The 11502-nt window shown below is 31.3% G+C and carries 11 protein-coding genes; 2 read left to right on the top strand and 9 right to left on the bottom strand.

The window, feature by feature from the left end:
- The first annotated feature begins 91 nt into the window (after positions 1–91).
- Positions 92–2638 carry a phosphoenolpyruvate carboxylase gene (locus tag KO500_RS00885; protein ID WP_215954606.1) on the top strand — a complete coding sequence of 849 codons (2547 nt, stop codon included), beginning with the start codon at positions 92–94 and terminating at the stop codon, positions 2636–2638.
- Positions 2639–2709: 71 nt separating this feature from the next.
- Positions 2710–3363: a uracil-DNA glycosylase family protein gene (locus tag KO500_RS00880; RefSeq protein ID WP_215954605.1), complete on the top strand. Its 654-nt coding sequence runs from the start codon at positions 2710–2712 to the stop codon at positions 3361–3363.
- 6 nt (positions 3364–3369) lie between these two features.
- Here KO500_RS00880 and KO500_RS00875 read toward each other — a convergent pair whose 3' ends face one another.
- From KO500_RS00875 to trpD, 9 genes are all read right to left on the bottom strand, one after another.
- Positions 3370–4233 carry a hypothetical protein gene (locus tag KO500_RS00875; RefSeq protein WP_215954604.1) on the bottom strand — a complete coding sequence of 288 codons (864 nt, stop codon included), beginning with the start codon at positions 4231–4233 and terminating at the stop codon, positions 3370–3372.
- A 116-nt stretch (positions 4234–4349) separates the two neighbouring features.
- Positions 4350–4832 (bottom strand): DM13 domain-containing protein, encoded by a 483-nt coding sequence (locus tag KO500_RS00870; protein WP_215954603.1) that lies wholly within the window; start codon positions 4830–4832, stop codon positions 4350–4352.
- A 293-nt stretch (positions 4833–5125) separates the two neighbouring features.
- On the bottom strand, positions 5126–5269 hold the full coding sequence (locus KO500_RS00865) for a hypothetical protein (RefSeq protein WP_215954602.1): 144 nt from the start codon (positions 5267–5269) through the stop codon (positions 5126–5128).
- Between the two features lie 101 nt (positions 5270–5370).
- Positions 5371–6867 (bottom strand): M20/M25/M40 family metallo-hydrolase, encoded by a 1497-nt coding sequence (locus KO500_RS00860; RefSeq protein ID WP_215954601.1) that lies wholly within the window; start codon positions 6865–6867, stop codon positions 5371–5373.
- Between the two features lie 120 nt (positions 6868–6987).
- Positions 6988–7749 (bottom strand): tryptophan synthase subunit alpha, encoded by a 762-nt coding sequence (gene trpA / locus KO500_RS00855; RefSeq protein ID WP_215954600.1) that lies wholly within the window; start codon positions 7747–7749, stop codon positions 6988–6990.
- Positions 7750–7805: 56 nt separating this feature from the next.
- Positions 7806–8987 (bottom strand): tryptophan synthase subunit beta, encoded by a 1182-nt coding sequence (gene trpB, locus KO500_RS00850; RefSeq protein ID WP_215954599.1) that lies wholly within the window; start codon positions 8985–8987, stop codon positions 7806–7808.
- A gap of 29 nt (positions 8988–9016) precedes the next feature.
- Complete coding sequence (locus KO500_RS00845; protein WP_215954598.1) at positions 9017–9616, bottom strand: phosphoribosylanthranilate isomerase; 600 nt, start codon at positions 9614–9616, stop codon at positions 9017–9019.
- Positions 9617–9665: 49 nt separating this feature from the next.
- Complete coding sequence (gene trpC, locus KO500_RS00840) at positions 9666–10454, bottom strand: indole-3-glycerol phosphate synthase TrpC (RefSeq protein ID WP_215954597.1); 789 nt, start codon at positions 10452–10454, stop codon at positions 9666–9668.
- A 7-nt stretch (positions 10455–10461) separates the two neighbouring features.
- Positions 10462–11457 (bottom strand): anthranilate phosphoribosyltransferase, encoded by a 996-nt coding sequence (gene trpD / locus KO500_RS00835; RefSeq protein WP_215954596.1) that lies wholly within the window; start codon positions 11455–11457, stop codon positions 10462–10464.
- Between the last annotated feature and the right edge of the window lie 45 nt (positions 11458–11502).

Genomic DNA, 11502 nt, shown 5'->3' with positions numbered 1-11502 from the left:
CTAAGTAATTTTTTAAGCTTAATTTTTAGACATAGAAATTAAAAAAATAAACGAAACCATTAAACGGATATTTAAAAGTAAATAAGAGAGAATGAAGCAAACAGAGAGGTTGAAGGAATTTAAAAAATCGGTAAACAATAAATTTAATGTTTACAACAGCTTATTTTTAAATTTACCATATAGAAATATTGAGAATGTAGGTATGCTTATTCCTTTGATGTTAGATCAATGTCAAAAAGGATTAAAGTCTGGTAAAAATCCAAAAGAAATATTAGAATCATTTTTTGAGAATTATGTAGATATAGCTTCAGAAAAAGATCAGATAGATTTTATGTTTCGCATTATTCAATATGTAGAACGTCAAGTTGTATTGTATGATAGTGTTGAAGATGCTGCATTTCCTAAATTATATAAGCATAGTAGTAATCTAGCGATAAAAGATTATTTTGAGCTAGTTGATAAAAATAAAAGTTGGGATAAAATTGCGGAGCAATTATCTACGTTTAGTGCTCGTTTAGTATTAACAGCGCACCCTACACAATTTTATACTCCTGCGGTTTTAGATATTATTACGGAATTAAGAAGTTTAATTCTTGAAGATAAGATTGACGATATTGATGTTGCTTTACAACAGTTAGGACTAACATCATTAATAAATTCTAAAAAACCAACACCTTTAGATGAAGCTAAAAATATAATATACATTTTAAGAAATGTATATTATGATGCTGTTGGTGAGTTGTATTCTTATTTAAAAAGAAACGTAAATAACGATAATTTCGAAAATTATAACATCATGAAACTTGGTTTTTGGCCAGGTGGTGACCGTGATGGCAACCCGTATGTAACAGCTGATATTACTAGTGATGTGGCTGATGAGTTACGTGTAACTTTAATGAAATGTTATTATAATGACTTAAAAAAATTACAGCAAAAGCTTACTTTTAATGATCTTCAAGATGATATTGTTGAGTTAAGAGAAAATCTTTATACAGCAATGTTCAACCCCAACAAGCATGTAGGTTATGAAGACATTATTGGCCCGTTAGAAAAAATTAAGGTAACCTTAGTTGAAAAATACCACAGTTTGTATTTAGCAGATTTAGAGTATTTTATTGATAAGGTGAAAATATTTAAAACTCACTTTGCTACACTTGATGTTAGACAAGATCATAGTATGCACTATAAAACAGTTGAAGCTGTTTTAATTAAAAATGGAGTCATAAAAGAAGATCTTTCGGAAATTAGTGAGGCAGATTTAATAAGTGTTTTGTTGGAGAAAGACTTTAAGTTATCTCCTTATGATTTTGAAGAATCAATTGTAAAAGATACGATTAAGAATATCAGCCAGTTAAAAGCTGTTCAATTAAAGAACGGTGAAGAAGGTTGTAATAGGTATATTATAAGTAATTCTGAAGATATATTCTCTGTACTTTTTGTATTCGGATTATTTAAATGGTGTGGTTGGAAAGAAGATGAAATTACATATGATATTGTTCCTCTTTTTGAAACAATGATTGGTATGGATGGTGCTGAAGCTATTATGCAACAATTGTTTGATATGCCAGCATACATGAAGCATCTTGAAAAAAGAGATATGAAACAAACAATGATGCTTGGTTTCTCTGATGGTACTAAAGACGGTGGTTACTTAAAAGCAAACTGGTCTATCTTAAAAACAAAAGAAAGCTTATCTGGTGTTTGTGCTAAAAATAATATTAAAGCAATATTCTTTGATGGTCGTGGAGGACCACCTGCACGTGGAGGAGGAAAAACACACCGTTTTTATGCAGCACAAACTAAAGATGTTGCTAACAACGAAATTCAATTAACTATTCAAGGGCAAACAATTACGAGTACTTATGGTACTAAAGAACAGTTTATTTATAACTGTGAGCAATTGTTAACTGCTGGTTTGTCAAATAATTTCTTTGATGAGGAAAATATTATTACAGATGATGCTAGAAGCTTAATTGAAGAATTGTCGGAATTAAGTTTTGAGAAATATGATGCTTTAAAGCATCATAAAAACTTTATGCCGTATTTAGAAAATATGAGCACGCTTAAGTATTATACGAAAGCAAATATTGGTAGCCGACCAGGTAAAAGAGGAAATAAGGCTAAATTAGAATTATCTGATTTACGTGCCATTTCTTTCGTTGGTTCTTGGAGTCAATTAAAACAAAATGTACCAGGTTACTTTGGTTTGGGTACAGCAATTAAAGCGATGAAAGACCAAGGTAGAATTGATGAGGTTAAGGCTATCTATAAAGAAGTACCTTTCTTCAGAGCCTTAATGTCTAATAGTATGATGTCACTTTCAAAATGTTATTTTGAATTGACTAGTTATATGAAAGAAGATAAAGAATACGGTGAATTCTGGATGATTTTACGTGCAGAGTATGAATTATCAAAAGAAATGCTTTTAGAGATTTCTGGTATGGAAATATTGATGGAGAAAGAAGCGCTTTCTCGTGAGTCTATTAAAATTAGAGAAAACATCGTTTTGCCATTATTAGTAATTCAACAATACGCACTTCAGAAAATAGGAGAAGATTCTTCATTTAAAGAGCTCTATGAAAAAATAGTAACCCGTTCATTATACGGAAATATTAATGCGAGTCGTAACTCAGCTTAATAGTTGTAATTTTTAAGAATGAAAACCTGTAAGTTCGCTTACAGGTTTTTTGTTTTTAATACCTTTAAATTATGTTTAAACATACGCACCCATACAAACCATTTTTGTTTAACGAAGCAACTAAACTTATCGTTGGTACGTTACCGCCACCACGATTTACGAAAGGAGAGTTAAAGCCAGATGACGTGGATTTTTGCTATGGTAGTCGAGATGGGCAATTATGGAAAATTCTAGATCAGATTTTCAATTTGAATCTTGTGTATGAAACTACAGATAAAGCCATACAGCAACGCAAAGATTTTTTAAAAGAAAGAAAAATTGGTATTTGTGATATTGTAGCGAGTTCTGAAAGAGCTAAAATTGATGCTTCAGATTTAGGTATGCAAAATATTAAATTACGTAACCTAATTGGTTATTTAAAAAAATACCCAAATATTGATACTTTATTATTTACTGGCGGGAATAGTAAAAACGGACCTGAATATTTTTTTAGAAAACATTTAAAAGAACATAAGTTTAAACTAGAGCTTGTTTGTGATGTGGTGCCAAGAATACATCAATTTGCTTTAGATGGAAGAGTAATTAAAACGGTGTCATTAACAGCGCCTTCTGGTGCGGCTAATAGGGCAGTAGGTAGTCTTGATGCTTATAAGATGATGAAAAGAAAAAATCCGAAATTCAATACAATTGATTTTCGGATATTACAGTATAGAAATTATTTTTAATAATAATTAAAATTCAACTGATAGGCCAAGAGAAAAAGTAGCACCATCATAAATATTTTTTCTGCTTACTAAAATATCTGTATAATCTGAGTATGCAGCCACAAGGCTATATTTATCACTTAATTTATATACGCCGTTAAAACCAAATGAGGTGTAGGTTGTTCCTTCTCCGTATAAAAAAGAACCGCCCTGGTTGGCATCATCATTTGATGATAATTTTTCTAATATTTTAAGTTTCCCAATTAAGTAAAATTTATCTAAAAATAAATGTCCTAACTCGGCTCCTGCTTGAAATTGATTACTGAATGATTCTGTTCTGAAATTTACTCCAGTATATATGCTACCATAAGTGCTTCCATTTGGGAAAGAATGTGAAGCAATTAAATTTGTCCAAACATTAAACTCACCATCGGATGTTGGTAGGTTTATAGTATTTATTTGTCCAAAATCATCAGGTTCATTTGATGTTGCAAAGTTTACACCATCATTAGTTGGTATATCAAGGTCTACTTTTATAGCTATTGGTGTTTCTTTAAAAATTTTATATTTAAAACCTAGCCTAATACTTCCAACACCAGAAACAGTTTCTGTAGTGCTAAAATTATTTAATACTACAGCAGGTACATCTAAAATTGTAGTAAGTCTATCTGTAATACCATATTCACCATATAAAGAAAGGCTATGGGTGTTAAATGTGCTTCCTTGATCAGAAAGGTTTCCTTCAGTAGTATAATAATCACTTGAAGAGAATGTAGAAGCACTAACTTGTCCATAAAACCCTTTTGCTTCTCTAGTCCATCCACTTTGTGCATTTACTTGTGATGCTAATAAGATAAAGGTGATGGCTATTAAAAAATTATAATTTTTCATATGGCTATTTTTTGTTGATTTAGATTTTATCTTTGTCCTGATAAAGGATTATAAACACCTTTCAAATAGTTGGCATTAGAGAACTACTTAAAAGGTGTTGTTTATAAAACAATGAATTAGTTTAACTCAGCGTTTCCAAAAGGAATGTTAGCTGTTGCACACCATAAAATTACATGTGTGTATTTGTCGTCTGGAGTAGCAGATAATTTGATGAATTTTTCACCATTTGCATCTACGTTACCGATTAACATTAGGTCTGGATTTCCGTTTGCAGGATCTGCAGTATACTCAGAAGATGTAGATAAAAATACACCAACAGTACCTGTACCTAATTCAGTTGTAAAATCACTAGTAAAGTGTACAAAACTTGAGTCATCATCATCAGTACCTAATTCCGCAGTTCCCATAGTAGGTGTTCCGCTTTCAGCAATAAATTCCCCAGATTTTGCTACAACTAAAGTTCCGCTTGGTAAAGAAGAATCAACTTCTACTGTTTCTACAATTGTTTCTGTAGAATCATCGTCACTAGAACAGCTAGTTGTTAAAACGAATACAGACATTAAGGCTACTTTTGAGATTGATAAGATTGCATTTTTCATAATAAATTTGCTTTATAATTAATTAAATAGTTATTAAATTGTTGTGGTTTATATCTCTAACAATTTTTATACTGGCAAACTTATTGGTGAATCATCATGAAAGTATCACAGAAGTATATACAAAGCTTTACATTTAATATTTTAATATAACATTAACATAAGTAAAGTTTTTTAAATTCATGCGTTTTTTAATTTAAGACACTGTTAGTTAGTGATTTATAAAATAAAAGTCCCTTAAAATCAATTAATTGATTTTAAGGGACTTTTATTTAGGTTTGTTACTGTTGTCTAAATTATAACTTATTATTTTGTTGCTTTTTAATAGTTTTTTCCTCTATGTCAAACGTGTTATTGTCAATATTGATATTTCCCGTTGGATTTGTAGGATTATTTTGTTTTACTTTTCTTTTTAATCTCTTATCATCTATAATTCCCATAGTTTCTTATTTTTTACGTTCAGCCACAAGTTACTTATATATACATGAAAACTCCGTTAAAGCTATTGCAAACCTTTGTTATGATGCTGTTAAACAGTGTTTTACTTCAATGGAGTGGTCAAAAGACTATAAAAAGTTTGTAAGCCATATTTTATCTGGCTAATTTTTAAATTTTCATTTGGGCTATGTTGATTGTTATCAGGATTTACCATAGGAACAATAAAAGCAGGAATTTTTAATTCATTTATAAATGGAGCTATTGGTACAGTACCACCCATAATTCTTATTTGAACAACATCGTCTTCAAACCTATTTTTTAATGTCTTTAAAATAAAATCACCATAAGTATTGTTGAGGTCTGTTCTAAAAGCATCGGTAACACCGCCTTCTGTAACTTTAATTATTTTATCATGCAGCAAGCGTTCCTCTTTCGTAGGTTCTTTTGTTGTGATATAAAATCCTTTATTTTCAATTTGTTTTTTTACTAAGGCTTTTAGTTTGTTTCCATCAGTTTCTGGCACTAACCTTAAGTCTAAATCTGCTGTTGCACTAGAAGGTATAATAGTTCTTGCATTTTCACCTGTCCAACCAGAAGATAAACCTCTTATATTTAAAGACGGGTATTGTAATGCTTCTTGATAAAACGAGCCTACTTTTTCCGGCGTGTGTATTTGTAAGTTGTCAGCGATAACGTCAACGTCATCTGGTACATTTTTTAATGTAGCTATTGTGGCATCGTCTAATGTAATTCCGTCATAGTAACCATCAATAATCACTTTACCATCTGTGTCTTTCATGCTAGATAGTAATTGTGATAATTGTAGTGCAGGGTTTGGAGCATAGTTACCATAATGACCACTATGTTGTGGTTTTGCTGGTCCGTAAGTAGTAAGAGCCAATGTAGTGATACCTCTACAACCGTAAATTATAGTTGGTTTTCCAGAGCTATGAATTGGTCCGTCATTTATGACTAAAAAATCTGCTTCTAATAATTCTTTGTATTCTTTAACAGCTTTTGGTAATGGTTTGCTACCACGCTCTTCTTCGCTATCTAAAATTACCTTTACATTAAAAGGTAATTCTTTAGTGTTCTTTTTGATGAGATCAAACGCATTTAAGAACATAACAATTGGCCCTTTATCATCTGAAGTGGACCTGCCAAATAAACGCCAGTCTTCGTTTAAATTTTCATTTAAACTTTCGAAAGATTCATTTTTATAGCTTGAACCATCAGGGGATTTTAAAACAACTTGATAGGGGTTGCTTTGATTCCATTTTGAAGCATCAACAGGTTGCCCGTCAAAATGCATATAAAAAAGTATGGTTGGTTTTTCTTCAACAATGGGTAATGTTGCAAAAAATATTGATTCACCCTCGGTAGGTAATATAGAGGAATTAAAACCTCTTTCTTTAAATTTTTTACTTAACCAAGTTAAGTTTCTATTTATGTCTGCGTGATCTGTAGCATTATTCGGAATTGCAACGAAATCTCTGATTTCATCAATACTCTGTCTAATTTGTGACTCTAATTGAGCTTTATCTTGTGCATGTATGTATACACTAGCCAAAGACAAAAGACTAACAATAATCCTCTTCATTTTCTAGTTTTAGTTTCGTTTAAATTGTAAGAATAAATGTATCGATTTTATGTTAAAAATCACTTTTATTTAACAGCCTATTTTATCAAAACCTTAACTAGAATAACAAAGTCAATATTACTATCTAATTTTACTTACAAACTTCGATATGGTATTAACACCATTTTTAGTTAAATGCTTAATAAAGGCAGAGCCTATTATTGCACCTTTTGCATTTTTTGTAGCTTGATTAAAAGTGTCAGCATTATTAATTCCGAATCCAACTATTTGAGGATTATTTAATTTCATGCTAGCAATTCGTTCGAAGTAAGTTTCTTGAGTATTTCCAAAACCGGATTTTGAACCTGTAACACTTGCAGAACTAACCATATAAATAAAAGCATTAGAAGCATCATCAATTTGTTTGATACGCTCATCACTAGTTTGTGGTGTAATTAAAAACACATTCTTTAAATCGTGTTTTTTAAAGATAGCTTCGTATTCATCTTGATAAACGGCTAAAGGTAAATCTGGTAATATTAAACCGTCAATGCCGATTTCTTGACATTTAGCACAAAATGCTTCAACGCCATACTGCAGCATCGGGTTAAAATATCCCATTAATATTAAAGGAATAGAAACTGTTTTTCTAATATCTTTCAATTGTTCAAAAAGAATATTAGTTGTCATTCCGTTTTTTAAAGCGGCAGTAGAACTATTTTGAATTGTTGGTCCATCTGCTAAAGGGTCACTAAATGGTAATCCTATTTCAATCATGTCAATACCACTAGCTTCTAAATCTTGAATAATTTTTACAGTATCATTTAATGATGGGTATCCTGCGGTAAAATATATAGACAAGAGTTTTTTGTCCTCTTGCATTTTTTGATTAATTCTATTCATTTTTGATAATACTAGGTTGTTAGTAATATGTATTTAAAGTTTATTAAAATACTATTCTATAGGTTGAAATATTTAATGTAATTATCTAAATCTTTATCACCTCGGCCAGAAAGACTTATAACAACAACATCATCGGGTTTAAAAGTTTTATGCTTAAAAATAGCTAAAGCATGACTGCTTTCTATAGCGGGAATAATACCTTCAAGTTTAGTTAACTCTAAACCGGCAAGCATAGCTTCATCATCAGTAGCAGAATAAAATTCTCCACGACCAGATTTATATAAATGTGCGTGTAAAGGGCCAACACCAGGATAATCTAAACCTGCAGAAATGGAATAAGGCTCTGTAATTTGTCCATCTTTAGTTTGCATTAATAAAGTTTTACAACCATGAATAATGCCTTCTTGTCCTAATGCTGAAGTTGCAGCGCTTTCACCAGAATCAACTCCTTTTCCTGCTGCTTCAACTGCAATAATTCCTACTTCTTTTTGATCTAAAAAATGATAATATGTGCCAGCAGCATTACTACCTCCACCAATACAGGCTACTACATAATCAGGGTTTTCACGACCTTCTTTTTCTTTTAATTGCCATTTTATTTCCTCAGAAATGATAGACTGAAATTTAGTCACCATATCTGGATAAGGATGTGGGCCAATAGCAGAACCGATAATATAATGAGTATCAACAGGGTTATTAATCCAATCACGAATAGCTTCGTTAGTAGCATCTTTTAAAGTCTTACTACCTGATAATGCAGGTCTAACTTCTGCACCTAACATTTTCATACGAGCAACATTTGGTGCTTGACGGGCAATATCAATCTCACCCATGTATACTACACATTTCATTCCCATAAGAGCACAAACAGTAGCGGTAGCAACGCCATGTTGTCCTGCGCCAGTTTCAGCAATTATTCTTGTTTTTTTTAACCTTTTGGCCATTAAAATTTGACCTATAGTATTGTTTACTTTGTGAGCACCAGTATGGTTTAAATCTTCACGCTTTAAATATACTTTTGTATTATATTTTTCTGATAATCGTTTCGCCAAATAGAGTGGTGAAGGCCTGCCTACATAATCTTTTAATAACTGATCAAATTCTTTTTTGAATTCAGGTTCAGCCATTACTTTTAAATAGTTTTGGCGAAGTTCTTCTACATTCGGATATAACATTTCAGGAATGTATGCACCACCAAACTCGCCATAATATCCTTTCTCGTTTACGTTATAATTCATTTTATATGCTTTTAATATTGATTTTTCAACTAATTACTTAGTGTTAAAATCAATTCTTTTAATTTGTCAATATTTTTTAACCCAGGTTCAATTTCAAATTTACTATTCACATCAATCGCATGGCAATATTTTGATGCTGGAGTTTTTAAAAAAGCATAGAGTTGTTCTACTTCTTCAAGCCCGATTCCTCCACTTAAAAAGAAAGGTTTTGTTGATGGGTATTGTTTTAAAACATCCCAATTAAAGGTGTAACCATTTCCCCCAGGAAGCTTTCCTTTAGTATCGAATAAAAAATAATCGGCTACCGTTTCAAAAGGTTCTAAGACGCAAAAATCAAATTCGTCTTTAATAGAGAATACTTTAATTATTTCTATTGAAGGCAATTCTTCTTTAAGTTCTTTGCAAAACTCAACAGATTCCTTACCATGTAATTGAACCGCTTGAAGGTTGTATGTATTTATTTTTTCTTTTACTTCTTGAATTGATGCATTTACAAAGACACCAATCTTTTTAATTGAATCAGAAATTTCTTCAATTGCACCCGTAAAATTCCGTTTAGAGTTTTTCCAAAATATAAAGCCAAGATAATCAGGTTGTAATTCAGCAACTTGATTTGTATTTAATTTCATACCACAAATTTTCAATTTCAAGCTGTTGTTTTTCATGATATTTATACTTTTAATTTGTTGCTAATTGATTAATAAATACTTTCGCATTAGCGCCAGGATTATCAGTTTTCATAAAATTCTCACCTATTAGAAAACCTTCATATCCATAATTTTTTAAATCGGTAATAGCTTCAATTGAACTGATACCACTTTCAGAGACTTTTACAAAATCATCAGGGATAATAGTTGATAGTGCTTTACTTGTAGCTAAGCTAACCTCAAAAGTTTTTAAGTTTCTGTTATTTACACCTAGCATATCTAAACTAGGCATAATAGCCTTATGTAACTCTTCTTCATTATGCACTTCAAGTAAAACATTTAAGTTGAGGCTTTTTGCAAATTCAGAAAGATTTTTTATTTCTTCTCTCGTTAAAATAGCGGCTATTAATAAAATAACATCAGCACCATAAGCTTTTGCTTCTAACAATTGATATTCATCAATAATAAACTCTTTTCTAAGTAAAGGGAATTCTGTTGTTGCTCTAGCTAACAATAAATCATCTAAAGAACCACCAAAATATTTAGCATCCGTTAGAACAGACATTCCGCAAACTCCTGCATTTTCATAACCACTAGCAACATCTTGTACATTTAAGCTTTGGTTAATTTCAGATTTTGAAGGCGAGCGTCTTTTGTGTTCTGCAATAATTCCACTTTCGCTATTTTTCAAAGCATTGGCAAGCGAATTTTCTGGTCTGTTGAACAAGATAGATTGCTCTAATTGTGAAACAGGAATTAGCGATTTTCTAATTGCTACTTCTTTACGTTTATCGGTTACTATTTTATCTAATATGTTCATTGGTAAACTATATTGCGCTTAGTGCTTGTAATTTTTTAAGAGCATTTAATCCATTTCCACTTAAAAGAGATTCTTTTGCTTTTTCAAAACCCTCAAGTGGTGTTAAATTTTGAACTGTAGCAATAGCAATTCCTGCATTGGCACAAACTACATTGTTTTGTGCTTCAGTACCTTTACCATTTAATATATCTAAGAAGATTTTAGCAGATTCTTCAATACTATCGCCACCCTCAATTTGTTTCATTGTAACAGCTTTCACACCAAAATCTGATGGTTTAAGCATGCTTTCTGTATGATTAGAAATAGTTTTTGTATTTCCAGTTAATGATATTTCATCATAGCCATCTAAAGCATGTAAAACAGTAAAGTTCTTATCTGTATTTTGGTATAGATAGCCGTACATTCTGGCTAATTCTAAATTAAAAACACCAACCATTTGATTTTTTGGAAAAGCTGGATTTACCATTGGTCCTAACATATTAAAAAATGTTTTTACCGCCAATTCTCTTCGAATAGGGGCAACATTTTTCATTGCAGGGTGAAAAAGAGGTGCATGTAATACACAAATGCCAGCTTTATCAATTGATTTTTCAAGAAAGCTAGCATCGCTACTAAACTTAATACCTAAAAATTCCATTACGTTGCTACTACCACATTTAGATGATACCCCGTAATTACCATGTTTGGTTACTTTTATTCCAGCACCTGCGGTAACAAAAGAAGAAAGTGTAGAGATGTTAAAAGTGTCTTTGCCATCACCACCTGTACCACATAAATCTATAGGGTTGTAAGCAGATAAGTCTACTGCCAAACATAAATCTAATAACGCATCGCGAAAACCTTCAAGTTCTTCAATAGTGACGCTACGCATCATATAAACCGTTAAAAAAGCGGCTATTTGGCTTGTGTTATAATCACCTTTAGCAATGTTTACTAAAATTTGTCTGGCATCTTCTTTAGTAAGTACCTCGTGATTTATAAGTCTATTTAATGTGTCTTTCATTTTGAATATTATTTAGTATTCAGAATATATTTATTCTTTATACTG

The sequence above is a fragment of the Cellulophaga baltica genome, from assembly GCF_018861125.1.
Lineage (GTDB): Bacteria > Bacteroidota > Bacteroidia > Flavobacteriales > Flavobacteriaceae > Cellulophaga > Cellulophaga baltica_A.
This window is presented reverse-complemented; position numbering and strand designations above follow the sequence as displayed.

What these genes read in the sequence shown, in the direction of transcription:
- KO500_RS00865 (WP_215954602.1), bottom strand. Translation starts at nt 5,269, where the DNA reads ATGGGAATTATAGATGATAAGAGATTAAAAAGAAAAGTAAAACAAAAT.
- trpC (WP_215954597.1), bottom strand. Translation starts at nt 10,454, where the DNA reads ATGAACATATTAGATAAAATAGTAACCGATAAACGTAAAGAAGTAGCA.
- trpB (WP_215954599.1), bottom strand. Translation starts at nt 8,987, where the DNA reads ATGAATTATAACGTAAACGAGAAAGGATATTATGGCGAGTTTGGTGGT.
- KO500_RS00880 (WP_215954605.1), top strand. Translation starts at nt 2,710, where the DNA reads ATGTTTAAACATACGCACCCATACAAACCATTTTTGTTTAACGAAGCA.
- KO500_RS00860 (WP_215954601.1), bottom strand. Translation starts at nt 6,867, where the DNA reads ATGAAGAGGATTATTGTTAGTCTTTTGTCTTTGGCTAGTGTATACATA.
- KO500_RS00875 (WP_215954604.1), bottom strand. Translation starts at nt 4,233, where the DNA reads ATGAAAAATTATAATTTTTTAATAGCCATCACCTTTATCTTATTAGCA.
- KO500_RS00845 (WP_215954598.1), bottom strand. Translation starts at nt 9,616, where the DNA reads ATGAAATTAAATACAAATCAAGTTGCTGAATTACAACCTGATTATCTT.
- trpA (WP_215954600.1), bottom strand. Translation starts at nt 7,749, where the DNA reads ATGAATAGAATTAATCAAAAAATGCAAGAGGACAAAAAACTCTTGTCT.
- trpD (WP_215954596.1), bottom strand. Translation starts at nt 11,457, where the DNA reads ATGAAAGACACATTAAATAGACTTATAAATCACGAGGTACTTACTAAA.
- KO500_RS00870 (WP_215954603.1), bottom strand. Translation starts at nt 4,832, where the DNA reads ATGAAAAATGCAATCTTATCAATCTCAAAAGTAGCCTTAATGTCTGTA.
- KO500_RS00885 (WP_215954606.1), top strand. Translation starts at nt 92, where the DNA reads ATGAAGCAAACAGAGAGGTTGAAGGAATTTAAAAAATCGGTAAACAAT.